The organism is Curvibacter microcysteis, from assembly GCF_028649455.1.
Taxonomy (GTDB): domain Bacteria; phylum Pseudomonadota; class Gammaproteobacteria; order Burkholderiales; family Burkholderiaceae_C; genus Curvibacter; species Curvibacter microcysteis.
This window is the reverse complement of record NZ_JAQSIO010000006.1, coordinates 182075-196745: the sequence shown is the minus strand read 5'-3', so window position 1 is coordinate 196745 and position 14671 is coordinate 182075. Positions and strand designations below refer to the sequence as shown.

Genomic DNA, 14671 nt, shown 5'->3' with positions numbered 1-14671 from the left:
TTTTGTTCATGCAGCAACCGGCCACCGCACCCCGATGGAGCCTTCCCCGTGGCCGCCCCGCGCCCACGGGGCGGGGCGGACGTCGCTCCTTCCTCTCCCGCCTGCTGGCGCCAGTGACCCTGGCGCCTTTGGTTTTGGCGCTGGGCAACGCCGTGGCGGCGCCCAGCAGCGCGGCCTGCCAGAGCAGCGCCGAATGGCCTTTGTGGGAGTCCTTCACCGAACGCTTTGCGCAAGAAGACGGCCGCGTCGTGGACTTCAGCGTGGCCCAGATGCATTCCACCTCGGAAGGCCAGTCCTACGCCATGTTCTTCGCGCTGGTGGCCAACCAGCCCGAGCGCTTTGAACGCCTGTGGCGCTGGACCGTGGCCAACCTGGCGGGCGGCAACATCGCTGCGCGCCTGCCCGCCTGGCAATGGGGCCAGCGCAAAGACGGCAGCTGGGGCGTGCTGGACAACAACCCGGCCTCGGACGCCGACCTGTGGCTGGCCTACGCCCTGCTGGAGGCCGCCCGGGTCTGGAAAAAACCCGCCTACGAAACCGAGGCCCGCACCCTGCTGGCCCGCGTGGTGCAGGACGAAATCACCGACCTGCCCGGCCTGGGCAAGATGCTGCTGCCCGGCCCAGTGGGCTTTGTCTTCCCCGACCAAAAGCTGTGGCGCCTGAACCCCAGCTACCTGCCGCTGCCGCTGCTGCGCCGCTTTGCCCAGCTCGACCCCAAAGGCCCCTGGCAGGCCCTGGCGCAAAACACCGTGCGCCTGCTGGGCGACACCGCCCCGCGCGGCTACGCCCCCGACTGGACGGCCTGGCGCGTGGCCGAGAACGGCAAAGGCAGCTTTGTGGCCGACCCGCAGCTGGGTGATGTCGGCAGCTACGACGCCATCCGCACCTACCTGTGGGCCGGCATGACGCCGACCACCGACCCCGCTGCCGCCACCGTGCGACGCCAGCTGGGCGGCATGGCCCAGGCGGTGGAGATGGCCGAGTTCGCGCCCGAGAAGGTCCAAACCACCACCGGTTCCGTGCAGGGCGTGGGGCCGATTGGCTTTTCTGCCGCGATGCTGCCCTACCTGCTGACCGACGGTCGGAGCGCTGCTTTGCAGCTCCAACAAAAGCGAGTGCAAGCCCGCTTACTCGACCCGGCAGCCCGTCTGCCCTATTACGATCACGTGCTCGGCCTGTTCGGTACCGGATGGATTGAGAAACGCTACCAATTCCTGCCCACAGGCAGACTGCAATTACGCTGGGAGAAGGCATGTACCACCGCCACCAAACGCTAGCCATGAGCCTGCTGGCCGCACTGAGTGTGCCGGCCGTTTATGCCCAAGAACCCGCCCAGAAAGCCCTGCTGGAACAAGGCAAGTACTGGCAGTCGCGCGGCAACAGCGAACGCGCCGCCGAAGCCTGGCAAAAACTGCTCAAGCTCGACCCCAACCAGCCCGATGCCCTGGGGGGCATGGCCGTGGCCGAGGCCGACAACAAGAATTTCGAGACCGCTGCCAAGTACCTGGCCCAGCTCAAGCGCAACCACCCGAGCCACGCCTCGGTGGCCCGCATCGAGCAAGCCATCAACGTGCAGCGCAATGCGCCCCAACTGCAGACCGCGCGTGACCTGGCCAAGGCCGGCAAGCCCGCCGAAGCCATCAACACCTACCAGAACGCGCTGGGCAACCAGCCCCCGCGCGGCCCGCTGGCCCTGGAGTACTACCAAACCCTGGGCGGCACCGCCCAAGGCTGGGACTCGGCGCGCAAAGGCCTGGAGCAATTGGTGCAAGACCAGCCCGACGACGCCCGCGTCGCCCTGGCCTTGGCCCAGCACCTGACCTACCGCGACGCCACCCGCCGCGAGGGCATTGCCCAGCTGTCGCGCCTGGCCAGCCACGCCGACGTGGGCAGCGCCGCCATCGAAAGCTGGCGCAAGGCCCTGGCCTGGACCGGCAGCCGCAGCGCCGACATCCCGCTGTACCAGCAATTCCTGCGCGCCTTCCCCGGCGACGCCAGCGTGCAATCGCGCCTGGCCGACATCGAACGCCAGCAAAAGCAGTCGCGTGGCGATGGTCCCGGCCCGGGCGCCGTGAGCGACCCGCTGCGCAAGCGCACCCAGGAGGCCTTCCGGGCCCTGGACGACGGCGACCTGGAAGCCGCCGAAGCGGGCTTTCGCAGCGTGCTCGAAGCCCGTCCCACCGACGGCGACGCGCTGGGCGGTTTTGGCGTGCTGCGCCTGCGCCAGGAAAACTTCGGCCAGGCCCGCGACTACCTGGAGCGCGCCTCGCGCCAAGGCCAGGCCGGCCGCTGGAAGAGCGCCCTGGACAGCGCCACCTACTGGACCCTGGTGGCCCAGTCCACCACCGCGCGCGAAAACAACAACCTCGACGCCGCCCGCCAGTACCTGCAGCAAGCCGTGCGCCTGGACCCGCGTGAAACCACGGCCGAAAACGACCTGGCCGACGTGCTGGTCGAAATGGGCCAGTACGACGCCGCCGAAGCCACCTACCGCCGCGTGCTGGCACGCCAGTCCGACAACCCGGACGCCGTGCGCGGCCTGGTCGGCGTGCTGGCCCAGAACAACAAGGCCGACGAGGCCTTGCGCATCGTCGAGCGCATGAGCCCGACGCAGCAAGAAAAAGTCGGTGCCCTGGGCCGCCTGCGCGCCACCCAAGCCCTGGGCCAGGCCAAAGCCGCCGCCGCCCGGGGGGACGACACCGGCGCCCGCGTGGCGCTGGAAAACGCCTTGCTCAACGACCCGGCCAATGCCTGGGTGCGCCTGGACCTGGCGCGCCTGTACATCAAGCTCGGCGCCAAAGCCGAAGCGCGCGGCATCATGGACGGTCTGCTGATCTCCAACCCCAACATGCCCGAGGCGCTGTACGCCCACGCCCTGCTGTCGGCCGAGACGCAGGACTGGGCCGGCGCCATGGCCACCCTGGACCGGGTGCCCGAAGCCAACCGCACGCGCGACATCGCTGCGCTGTACAAGCGCGTCTGGGTGCATGTGCAAGCCGACGGGGCCTCGGCCCTGGCCGCCCAAGGCCGCCAGTCCGAAGCCCTGGCCAAGCTGGCCCAGACCGAGCAGTTCACGGGCCAAGACCCCGAATTGCTGGGCGCCGTCGCCCTGGCCTACACCGACGCGGGTGACAGCAACCGCGCCATGGCCACCATCCGCCAACTGCTGGCCCGCTCGGCGCGCCCCGAGCCCGGCCTGCGCCTGCAGTACGCGGCCATCCTGCTCAAGACCAAGCAAGACGTGGAGCTGGCCGGCATCCTGCGCCAGCTGCAGGGCATGCCCATGACCCTGGCCCAGCGACAGTCGTTTGAAGACCTGCGCGTGGGCTATGTGCTGCGCCAGGCCGACGCCCTGCGCGAAGCCGGCGACCTGGCCGGCGCCTACGACACCCTGGCGCCCGTGCTGGCTGACCGCCCCAACGACCCGCTGGTCATGGGCTCGCTGGCCCGCATGTACGCGGCCAACAACGACTACGCACAGGCCATCACCCTGTACAACCGCCTGCTGGAAAAAGACCCGAACAACCTGCAGCTGCTGCTGCCGGCGGCCTCGCTGGCGATCTCTGCCCGCGAGTACCCGTACGCCGAGTCGGCCATCCAGATCGCGCTGGTGCGTGCGCCCAACAACCCCGAGGTGCTGACCGCCGCGGCGCGCCTGTACCGGGCCCAGGGCAAGACCAGCAAGGCCACCGAGTACTTCACCGCCGCCGTCGCGGCAGAGAACCAGCAACGCAACGCCCAGCTGGCCGCCAGCGGCGCGCTGACCCAGGTGCGCGCCACCAACCCCTTCGCCAACCGCAACAACCAGCCCCAGCGCCAGCCCTTCGCTCCGCTGGTGCCGGGGGCCATGCCCACGGCGGTGCCGGTCGGCACCTCGTACGGCAACAGCTCGATGGCCCCGGTGGCCGAGCCGCTGCGCTTTGCACCCGTCGCCTCGCTGGGCGGCACCCCTGCTGCCCCGGCCCTGCCGCAGCCGCTGATCCCGGTGCCTGCCGGCGCGGCGCGCGCCTCCGCCGCCCTGACCCTGCCAGCCTACCCGCCCACAGGCGCCGGCCCGGTCGAGCCGCCCGTGAGCAGCCCCACGCCCTCCAGCTACCTGACCCAGACCTACCAGCCTGCCCCGATCAATGCGGTGGTGCCCGGCAGCAGCCAGAACGCCTCGACCCGCGCCGTGCCCACCCGCAGCAGCGTCGCGTCCAGTGCGCCCGTGGCGGAACGCGCGGTGGCCCCGGTGGCGGAACGCAGCAGCCCGGCCAGCCCCCGTGCCAGCACGGCCAACAGCCGCAGCAGCGCGGCTTCGGCCACGGCCGCCACACGCAATGTGGAGCCGGTCAACGTCGAGACCCTGAGCCCAGCCCAAGCCGCCTCGGCCGCCTACGCGCGCAGCCAAGCGGTGCAACCCGTGGCCAGCAACGCGGGCTATGCCGCGGCGTCCATTCCGGCGCCGGCAGCGGTCTACGGCAGCAGCACCCCGCCCGCGCCAAGCAACAACCTGGCCTGGGCCCCGGTGCCCCTGCCTGCGGCCGCGCCCCCGGTGCAGGTGGCCCAAGCCAACCCGCTGCCCGGCGTGACGAACAGCCTGAGCAGCAACAGCAACCGCCCGCGCACGGCGGCCGACGAACTCAACGACATCCGCCAAGACCGCATCCCCGTGGTCTCGCTGGGCATGGTGGCGCGGGTGCGCCAAGGTGAAGCCGGCATGAGCCAGCTGACCGATGTTGAAGCGCCGCTGCAGCTCAAGTTTGATGCGGGCGACGGCAAGATGAGCGTGAACATCACGCCGGTGTCGCTGAACTCGGGCACGCCCGACCTCAGCTACGGCACGCTGAGCCGCTTCGGGGGTGGCCCGGTCACCGCCCTGGCCCTGCCCGACCGCTCGGCCGGCGGGCAAAGCGCCTCGGGCGTGGGCTTCAGCGTGGGCTACGAGACCGACCGCCTGAAGATGGACGTGGGCACGACGCCGCTGGGCTTCAACCACTCCGACGTGACCGGTGGCGTGAAGTACCGCATCCCGCTGGGTGACGAACTGTCGTTGACCCTGGACGGCTCGCGCCGCCCAGTGACCGACAGCCTGCTGTCCTTTGCCGGCACCAAAGACCCCCGCACAGGCGACACCTGGGGTGGCGTGTCCTCGACCGGCGGGCGCATCGACCTGAACTGGGAGACCGGCGACTTCGGCATCTACACCTACGGCTCGCTGTATGGCCTGACCGGCACCAACGTGGCCAGCAACTCGCGCGTGGAAGGCGGCGGCGGCATTTACTGGCGCCTGGACCGCGGCCCACACTCGGCCCTGACCACCGGGCTGAACTTCACCGCCCTGAGCTACGACAAGAACCTGCGTTACTTCACGGCCGGCCACGGCGGCTACTTCAGCCCGCAGCGCTTCCTGGCGCTGAACGTGCCGGTGGAATGGGCGCAACGCAGCAACCGCTTCTCCTACCAGCTCAAGGGCTCCATGGGCGTGCAGTCCTTCCGCGAGGACGCGGTGGCCTACTTCCCCAACAACAGCAGCCGCCAGGCCGCTGCCGTGCTGGCCGCCAACGATGCCTTCGCGTTTGGCACCGCCGGCGCCACCGCCACGGGCGCGGTCTACCCTGGCCAAACCAAGACCGGCCTGGGCTACAACCTGGGTGCGGCCATGGAATACCAGGTGCACCCGCAGGTGTTCTTCGGCGGCCAGTTGGCGCTGGACAATGCGCGCGACTACCGCCAGTTCATCGGCGGCATCTACCTGCGCTACGCGCTGCAACCGTATTCAGGTCTGCAAGCGCTGCCGGTGAACACGGTTCGTTCGCCGTACGGCAACAACAACTGAGCGCCTGGGGCGGACTGACCTTCAGGCCGCCAGCCCCCCGCTGCGCCACGAGCCGCTCCCCCCAAGCCCCTGCCGCCTTGCGCTGCAGGGGCTTTTTTCTGGGCGCGTAGCCCTCGCCACAAGGCCAGCGGGCACGGTTGGCCACGCCAGCCCGCCTGTCCAGCCGCCACGGTCATGGCAGCCTCAGCCGGCCCAGGCCCACCCAAACGCCCATGAAAAATGGACCCCGCAGGGTCCATTCAAAGGGTGGGGCCAAGCCTGATTCAACAGGCCTGGCCGAGTCGGCAGGCGCTCACTTGCTGCCCAGGAACACCAGGTTGGAGCGGATGCCGGCGGCGCTGTAGCCCGCCACGCCGATGCGCAGGCCGGTCACGTTGTTGGCGCCGTCAAACACCGCCGAGGCCGCACCCGACTGCACCGGCAGGCCCGCCAGGGCGCAGGTGCCCGCGAAGGCGAGGGTGTCAACGCGGTACAGGTTCAGCGTGGTGTTGCTGCTGGTGTAAGGCGAGATGTTGCCTGTCAGGGTACAGCCCGTGGTGGTGGTGCCGGTGAGCACGCTCTTGGTGCCGTCCACCGTGCTGGCCGCGACCTTGATGGTCAGGCCCACACCGCCAAAGCCGATCGTCGAGCTGGCGTACGTGCCGTACAGGGCCGACACCGTTGGCAGGATGGGCGACACGTACAGGTTGCTGGTGTCGGGCACCAGGCTGAACGGGGTCTGCGCATTGGCGGCCGTCGGATCGGTGTAGGTGCCCTTGAAGCTGGTCTGGGTGCGCACATCCGCGCTGATGGCCACCGTGTCGGTGTACTGGGTCGCGGCCAGGTTCTGGTTGGCGAAGTACACCCCGTTGGTGGAGCTGACGATGCTGGTGCCCGTGGCCACCAACAGGTTGCCGTACAAGGCGTCGTACCCACCGCCCACACGCTTGTAGAAGAAGTACGAGTTGTCCGGCAAGACCATGGCGTAGAGGTCGGTCAGACCGTCGCTGGTCGCGCTCTTCCAGAAGCCTGCAGCCACTTGTTGGGTGGTCGCTGGGGTGGACGAGCTGCCCGCCACCAACACGCCGTCGAGCACAAAGGTGTTCAGCGTGGTGCCGGTGTTCTTGGTCAGCATCCAGATGCCGGTCTTGTTGTTCAGGGTGTCGAACTTCAAGAAGGCCACGCCCGACTGGCTGGTGCCTGTGGCCGCGCAGGTGGTGGTGCCGCCCGACAGGTTGAGCACCACCGAGTAGGCGGCCGAGGTCGAACCGCTGTTGGCCGCCGGGGTCTGCGGCACGGCCGTGCCGGTGACCGTGCAACCCGACACCGTGCCGCTGATGGCGCCCACCGCGTCAATGGTCAGCACCCAGCTGCCGCCAAACAGGCTGCCGCCGGTGTAGCTGCCCTGGAGCAGCGAGTACTTGGCCGGGAAATTGTTGAGCTTGCTGTAGGCCAGCTTGATGGAGGTCACCGCGCCAGTGGCTGCCGCCGTGTTGGCTGGGTTGCTGTAGTTGCCACTGAGGGTGTCGGTGCGCGTGCCACCCGTGCTGGTCGAGGCCGTGCCCGAGAAGGTCAGGCCGGTGGCGAACTTGCCATCCTGCACCGAGAAGTAAGTGACATTGGTGGCCAGGGCGGTGCCGATGTTCACCCGCATCAGGCCATACAGACCGTCGTAACCCGAGGTGCCCGAGGCGCCCTTGGCGAGGTAGAAATCCCCGCCCTTGCCGTCCGTGCCGCCGCTGATGAAGCCCACCACCGTGCGCTGCGCAGCGCCCGTGCCCGTGGTGCCTTCCCAGATGCCGTCCGGGTACTGTTGCGTGCCCGTCACGGCACCCACGCTGGACGAGTCACCCCCGCCGCCGCCGCCGCCGCAGCCCGCCAGGGCGAGCAGACTCAGGGCAGACGCCCAATGTTTCAGTGTGAGTGCCTTCAATTGCGTGATCCTTGTGACAGCTACGAGCCTTGCCGCCATGACGCAGTCGGACCTGGCGAGCCAAATTTAACGAGATGTTACAGGCTTTGATCCACCCCGCCTGCACTGTTCATCGCGTCGATACAACATTGTCACGAAAGGGCGACCGAACACGGTGACGGGCGCTGTGGAGGGGCCTCTTGGCACCAGAACGCCAGCCTTTCAACGCCCCCTGTTCAGAGCGCGGCCTTGACCAGGACTTGCAGATGCGCATCGGTGATGACCGGGCTCTTGAGCAAGAAGTCTGGCGTCACGCAAGCGGCCACCGCCGCGGACTTGGCGCAAACCGCTTTAAACGACTTGTACTGGAACGCCTCGGCGCCCGGCACGCTGAAGGGCTGCGCGTCATCGCCCACGGCTTGCTTCCACATCGTGTACTGATCGGGCGTGCCCAAGCGCAGGGTGAACAGGGTCTGGCCCTTGCCGTCTTGGTAGTCGACATCGGTGAAGCGGATGCCGTACTTGTTTTGCGTCTTGCTGCTGTGCTTGACGCCACTGACGCCCAAGGTCTTCTCCACCAAGCTGTCAGGCAGCTCGGCGGCCTGCGCTACACCGGACAGCAGCAAGGAAATGAGGGGCAGAAGGAGCTTCATGGCAAAAAATATGCGTCATTGAAACGCAAGAGTTTATCTTTTCCCATCCCACCAGCGGGTACTCGGGCCGACCCTGATCCCAAGCCTGTGGGGCTCGGCTAATCTGGTGCCCCCTGCGCCACGCAGCCAGCCCCTCCCCCAGAACCCACCATGCAAAACGCCCTCACCGGAAAGCGCGTCCTCATCACCCAGGCCAACGAGTTCATGGGCCCCATGCTGTGCGAGGTGTTCGCCGAACAAGGTGCCCAGGTGCTGCGCAGCGAGCTCATGCTCAGCGACCCCGCCGCGGCCCAGGCCGTCGTGGCGCAGGCCGGGGACATCGATGTGCTGGTCGCCAACCTGGCCATCGTCGCCCCCAGCACCCCGGCGCTGGACGTGGATGAGCTGGAATGGCGCGAGGTGTTTGCCGCACTGGTCGACCCGCTGCCCCGCTTGGTGCAGGCCGCTGTCCCGGGCATGCTGTCGCGCGGACGCGGCAAGGTTCTGGTCATGGGCAGCGCCTCGGCCCTGCGCGGCATGAAACGGGCGTCCACCTACAGCGCCGCGCGCGGGGCCCAGCTGGCGTATGTGCAGGCCTTGGGGGTGGAACTGGCCCCCAGCCACATCCAGGTCAATGCCATCGCGCAGAACTTTGTCGACAACCCCACCTACTTCCCGCCCTCGGTGCAGGCCAACCCGCGCTTTCAAGAGCGCCTGGCGCGCGAGGTGCCACTGGGCCGCCTGGTCGGCGCGCGCGAAGACGCTCTGTTCGCCGCCTACCTGTGCAGCGACGCGGCCGACTGCTTTGTGGGCCAGGTGTTTCCGGTGTGCGGAGGCTGGGTGGCGCGCTGAGGGCCATGGGACGGCACGCCCCAGCGGCTCGCCCGCCGTGGCGACAGTGCCGTGCGCGAATCCGGGCTGGGGCTGGCCGAACTGAGCCCAAGCACAACGGCCTGCCTGGCTTGCTATGAGGCGGACCACAGCCTGCGCCACCGCAGCTGCGTGGCGCATGCAGCAGCGCGGCATGGCGCGCCCTCCCCCCGCCACCTGGCACCTGATGTCGCCGCCCAAAACAGCGGCGCCTGTTGGGCGTGTGCCAAGGTCGTCGTGTCAATGTACACACGGTGACTCTCCGGTTGGGGGTCGTCGCGGGCCTTCTCAACCCGGGCTTGAATCCACTGCCACGTCCGAAACTGTTGCTCATCGGAGATCAGTCGAAAAGGCACCGGGTACAAACGCATCAACGGCCCCTGCTCGGTGAGGCCTGCCACGCACGATGTTTCGGCGTACTGGACGCGGGGCGAAGGGTAGGTCTTGCAAAGGATGAGGATTTGGGCGATCGATGTGCTGCACCAGGGGTGGCTTCAAGCGCTGGGCTGAACACGCACCTCATCACGTCGCCCATAAAAAAGCCCCGGGTGCCAGGCACCCGGGGCTCTCAAACTTCAGCGTTCAGGGCAGGGCCTCAGAAAGGAATGTCGTCATCCATGTCGTCAAAGCCCGAAGACGGGCGGCTGGCCATGGGCGCGGGGGCCGGGGCAGGACGGGGAGCCGGCGCGCGCGGGGCCGCAGCGGCCGGGGCGCGGCGCGGGGCGGCTTCATAGCCACCGCCTTGACCACCGCCGTAGCCGCCGTCGTCACCCGAGGGACCGCCCATGCCTTGGCGGCCACCCAGCATTTGCATCTGGTCGGCGCGGATCTCGGTGCTGTATTTTTCAACGCCAGACTGGTCGGTCCACTTGCGGGTGCGCAGCGAACCTTCCACATACACCTGCGAGCCTTTGCGCAGGTACTGGCCGACGATTTCAGCCAAGCGACCGTTGAACACCACGCGGTGCCATTCGGTGGCTTCTTTCATTTCGCCGGTCTGCTTGTCCTTCCACTTGTCCGTGGTGGCGATGGTGACGTTGGCCACTTGGTCGCCGCTGGGGAAGGTGCGGATCTCGGGGTCGCGCCCCAGGTTGCCGACGATGATGACTTTATTGATGGATGCCATGACTCAATTCTCCGATTCAGGGCGAGATTATGAAGCGTGTGGCTCAGAAGCCAAGCCGGAGCGCCCCGGCGCACTCATGGGCCAGGCCACCAGCAACCAAGCCAGCATGGCCAAAGCACAGACGCCGAACAAGCCCGCTGGCCCCACCGAGCGCACCAGCCACCCCCCAGCCGCGCCGCCGACAAACAGGCCCAGCGACTGCAAGGTGTTGTACACGCCCAGCGCCGTGCCCCGCAGGTGCGCTGGCGCGATGCGCGAGGCGAGGCTGGGCTGGCTAGCCTCCAGCACATTGAAGCCACAGAAAAACGCGAACAACAGGCCCCCAAGCACCCACAGGCTGGGCTGCGCCCCCGCGACCAGGCCAAACCCCAGTTGCACCAGCGCGATCAGGGCGATGGCGCCCAGGAACACGGGCTTCAGGTGGCCACGCCGCTCCAGCGGAAACAACACGCCGCCCATGACCACAAACGACGCCAGCACCGCCGGCAGGTAGACCTGCCAATGCTGCGCCTTGTCCAGACCAGCGCCCACCAGCAGCGCCGGCACGGCCACCCACATGGACAGCTGCACCGCGTGCAGCATGAAAACGCCAAAATCCAAGCGCAGCAGGGGTTTGAAGCGCAGCACCTCCCCCAGACTGGCACGCCGGGCGTCGGCCGGCAGGGGCGGCGCAGCGGGCACACGCCACAGCACCACGGCCACGCCGACCAAGGCCAGGCTGCCGATCAGCACAAACAGGCCGGACAGCCCCAGCCAGGCGGTGAGCAGGGGGGCCAGCACCAAAGACAAGGCAAACACCAGGCCAATGCTGGCCCCGATCACGGCCATGGCCTTGGTCCGCACCGCGTCGCGGGTCTGGTCGGCCAGCAAGGCCGTGACGGCAGCGGAAATGGCGCCCGCGCCCTGGACGGCCCGCGCCAGCACCAGGCCCGTGAGGCTGTCCGCCCCGGCGGCCAGCGCGCTGCCCAGGGCAAACAGCAACAGGCCCGCCACGATGACAGGCTTGCGGCCCAGGCGGTCTGAGGCCATGCCAAACGGGATCTGCAGGACACCCTGGGTCAGGCCGTAAATGCCCATGGCCAGGCCGACCAGGGCCGGATCGTCGCCACCCGGGTATTTGCGCGCTTCCAGGGCAAACACCGGCAGCACCAGGAACAGGCCCAGCATGCGCAGGGCAAAGATGAAGGCCAGCGACACGGTGGAGCGTCGCTCCAGCGCGGTCATGGCGGTAGAGGCGGTCATGAATGGGAAGAATCGATCTGGCGCCGAGGGCGCCACAAGGCACAAAAACCGTATTGTCGGTGAAGCCCGCCAGGTCACGCTGTACCAAACCGTGCCAGCATCTCTATCATGGAGGGTTTTCCTCAGTTCGGAACCTTGTGAACCCCACCGCCCCCGACAGCGCTTCTTCCAACGGTCGCTACCTGGCCAGCCTGGTGCAGCAGCAGCGCATCAGCGTTCGCGGGGCGCGCACGCACAACCTGAAGAACATCGACCTCGACATCCCGCGCAACCAGCTGGTGGTCATCACCGGCCTGTCTGGTTCGGGCAAGTCCAGCCTGGCTTTTGACACCTTGTACGCCGAGGGCCAGCGCCGCTATGTAGAGAGTCTGTCGGCCTATGCGCGCCAGTTCCTGCAGCTGATGGACAAGCCCGATGTGGATGTGATCGAGGGCCTGTCGCCCGCCATCAGCATCGAGCAGAAGGCCACCAGCCACAACCCGCGCTCCACCGTGGGGACGGTGACCGAAATCCACGACTACCTGCGCCTGCTGTTCGCCCGCGCCGGCACGCCGCACTGCCCCACGCATGGCCTGCCACTGCAAGCCCAGACGGTGAGCCAGATGGTGGACGCGGTGCTGGCCTTGCCGGCCGAAACCAAGGTCATGGTGCTGGCCCCAGTGGCCCGCGAGCGCAAGGGCGAATACCTGGAGCTGTTCGCCGACATGCAGGCCCAGGGCTATGTGCGCTTCCGGGTCGACGGCGAGTCCTACGAATTTGACCAGCTGCCGGCGCTCAAGAAGAACGAGAAGCACGACATCGATGTGGTGATCGACCGCCTCAAGGTGCGTCCCGACATGCAGCAACGCCTGGCCGAGAGCTTTGAGGCCGCGCTGCGCCTGGCCGAAGGCCGCGCCATCGCGCTCGAGATGGAGCCGGACCCGGCCAGCCAAGGTCCGGCCGAGCACCTGTTCAACGCCCGCTTTGCCTGCCCGGTGTGCAGCTACTCGCTCAGCGAGCTGGAGCCGCGCCTGTTCTCCTTCAACTCGCCGGTGGGCGCCTGCCCGTCTTGCGACGGCCTGGGCGTGACCGAGGTGTTTGATCCGCTGCGCGTGGCGAGCTTCCCCTCGCTGAGCCTGGCCAGCGGCGCCATCAAGGGCTGGGACCGGCGCAACGCCCATTACTTTTCCATGCTGGAGAGCCTGGCCAAGCACTACAGCTTCGACATCGAGAGCCCTTTCGAGTCCCTGCCCGAGGCCACTCGCCAGGCCATCCTGTACGGCTCGGGCACGGAAGAGATCCGCTTCCAGTACAGCCTGGACGGCGCCGACGGCCGCAAAGTGGCCAAGAAGCACCCCTTCGAGGGCATCATCCCCAACATGCAGCGGCGCTACCGCGAAACCGACTCGCCCATCGTGCGCGAAGAGCTCGCGCGCTACCGCAGCACCCAGGCCTGCCCCGACTGCGGCGGCGCGCGCCTTCGCACCGAAGCGCGCCATGTGCGCCTGGGCGAAGGGCCCGAGGCCCGCGCCATCTTCCAGATCAGCCACCTGACGCTGCGCGAGTCCTACGACTACTTTTTGCAGCTGCGCCTGCCGGGCGCCAAGGGCGAGATCGCCGACAAGGTGGTGCGCGAAATCGCCTCGCGGCTGAAGTTCCTCAACGACGTGGGCCTGAGCTACCTGAGCCTGGACCGCAGCGCCGAGACTCTGTCCGGCGGCGAATCGCAACGCATCCGGCTGGCCAGCCAGATCGGCTCGGGCCTGACCGGCGTGATGTACGTGCTCGACGAGCCCAGCATCGGCCTGCACCAGCGCGACAACGACCGCCTGATCGGCACGCTGGAGCACCTGCGCGACATCGGCAACAGCGTGCTGGTGGTCGAGCACGACGAAGACATGATGCGCGCGGCCAACCACGTCATCGACATGGGCCCGGGCGCCGGCATCCACGGGGGCCGGGTCATGGCCCAGGGCAGTTTTGAAGACATCCGCGACAACCCGAACTCGCTGACGGGCCAGTACTTGAGCGGCGCCAAAAAGATCGAAGTGCCCGCCCAGCGCCACACCCTCAAGGACCCGAAGCAGGTGATCCGCATCGAAGGCGCGCGGGGCAACAACCTGAAGAACGTGACGGTGGACTTCCCGGTCGGGCTGATGACCTGTGTGACCGGGGTCTCGGGCTCGGGCAAGTCGACCCTGGTCAACGAAACCCTCTACACCGCCGCGGCGCAGCAGATCCACCGCGCCCACGCCGAACCGGCCGAGCACGACGCGATCGAAGGGCTGGACCAGTTCGACAAGGTCATCAACGTGGACCAGTCGCCGATCGGCCGCACGCCGCGCAGCAACCCGGCCACCTACACCGGCCTGTTCACCCCTATCCGTGAGCTGATGGCCGAGGTGCCCACCGCGCGCGAACGCGGCTACGGCCCGGGCCGCTTCAGCTTCAACGTGGCGGGCGGGCGCTGCGAGGCCTGCCAGGGCGATGGCGTGGTCAAGGTCGAGATGCACTTCTTGCCCGACGTCTACGTGCCCTGCGACGTCTGCATGGGCCAGCGCTACAACCGCGAAACCCTGGAGGTGCAGTACAAGGGCCGCAACATCGCCCAGGTGCTGGACATGACGGTGGAAGCCGCCGCAGAGTTCTTCAAGGCCGTGCCCACCTTGTCGCGCAAGCTGCAAACCCTGCTGGAGGTGGGCCTGTCCTACATCAAGCTGGGCCAATCGGCCACCACCTTGTCGGGCGGTGAGGCGCAGCGCATCAAGCTGGCGCTGGAGCTGTCCAAGCGCGACACCGGTCGCACGCTCTACATCCTGGACGAGCCCACCACCGGCCTGCACTTTGCCGACATCGCCCTGCTGCTGAAGGTGATTCACCAACTGCGCGACGCGGGCAACACCATCGTGGTGATCGAGCACAACCTGGACGTCATCAAGACCGCCGACTGGCTGATCGACATGGGCCCCGAAGGCGGCGCGGGTGGCGGCACCGTGGTGGGCTGCGGCACGCCCGAAGCCCTGGCCGCGCTGCCGGCCAGTCACACCGGGCACTACCTAGCACGCCTGCTGCCTGCGGCACAAACGGCGCGGGCCTAGGGGGGTTCGAGGTCT

The 14671-nt window shown here is 68.1% G+C and carries 8 protein-coding genes; 4 read left to right on the top strand and 4 right to left on the bottom strand.

Annotated features, from left to right (window positions below; genetic code table 11):
- The first annotated feature begins 8 nt into the window (after positions 1–8).
- Positions 9–1277: a cellulose synthase complex periplasmic endoglucanase BcsZ gene (bcsZ, locus tag PSQ39_RS16275; RefSeq protein WP_273927885.1), complete on the top strand. Its 1269-nt coding sequence runs from the start codon at positions 9–11 to the stop codon at positions 1275–1277.
- Entirely contained in the window at positions 1253–5818 is a 4566-nt protein-coding gene (locus tag PSQ39_RS16270; RefSeq protein ID WP_273927884.1) for a cellulose synthase subunit BcsC-related outer membrane protein, read from the top strand. Before bcsZ ends, PSQ39_RS16270 begins: the two co-directional genes overlap by 25 nt.
- A 292-nt stretch (positions 5819–6110) precedes the next feature.
- Here the strand turns inward: PSQ39_RS16270 and PSQ39_RS16265 are convergent, their stop codons facing one another.
- Together PSQ39_RS16265 and PSQ39_RS16260 are read right to left on the bottom strand one after the other, a co-directional pair.
- Entirely contained in the window at positions 6111–7730 is a 1620-nt protein-coding gene (locus PSQ39_RS16265; RefSeq protein ID WP_273927883.1) for a hypothetical protein, read from the bottom strand.
- Positions 7731–7945: 215 nt separating this feature from the next.
- A complete protein-coding gene (locus PSQ39_RS16260; protein WP_273927882.1) occupies positions 7946–8362 on the bottom strand; it encodes a hypothetical protein in 417 nt (138 codons plus the stop codon).
- A 150-nt stretch (positions 8363–8512) separates the two neighbouring features.
- Here PSQ39_RS16260 and PSQ39_RS16255 point away from each other — a divergent pair, with 150 nt between their 5' ends.
- Positions 8513–9193 carry an SDR family oxidoreductase gene (locus tag PSQ39_RS16255; protein ID WP_273927881.1) on the top strand — a complete coding sequence of 227 codons (681 nt, stop codon included), beginning with the start codon at positions 8513–8515 and terminating at the stop codon, positions 9191–9193.
- Between the two features lie 613 nt (positions 9194–9806).
- On the opposite strand, the gene ssb is transcribed toward PSQ39_RS16255, so the two are convergent.
- Together ssb and PSQ39_RS16245 are read right to left on the bottom strand one after the other, a co-directional pair.
- Entirely contained in the window at positions 9807–10337 is a 531-nt protein-coding gene (ssb, locus tag PSQ39_RS16250) for a single-stranded DNA-binding protein (protein ID WP_273927880.1), read from the bottom strand.
- A gap of 27 nt (positions 10338–10364) precedes the next feature.
- Positions 10365–11561 (bottom strand): MFS transporter, encoded by a 1197-nt coding sequence (locus tag PSQ39_RS16245; RefSeq protein ID WP_273927935.1) that lies wholly within the window; start codon positions 11559–11561, stop codon positions 10365–10367.
- A 155-nt stretch (positions 11562–11716) separates the two neighbouring features.
- Between PSQ39_RS16245 and uvrA the strand changes: the two genes are divergently transcribed.
- The gene (gene uvrA / locus PSQ39_RS16240) at positions 11717–14656 is read left to right on the top strand and encodes an excinuclease ABC subunit UvrA (protein ID WP_273927879.1); all 2940 of its coding nucleotides are present in this window, start codon (positions 11717–11719) and stop codon (positions 14654–14656) included.
- The last annotated feature ends 15 nt before the right edge of the window (positions 14657–14671 follow it).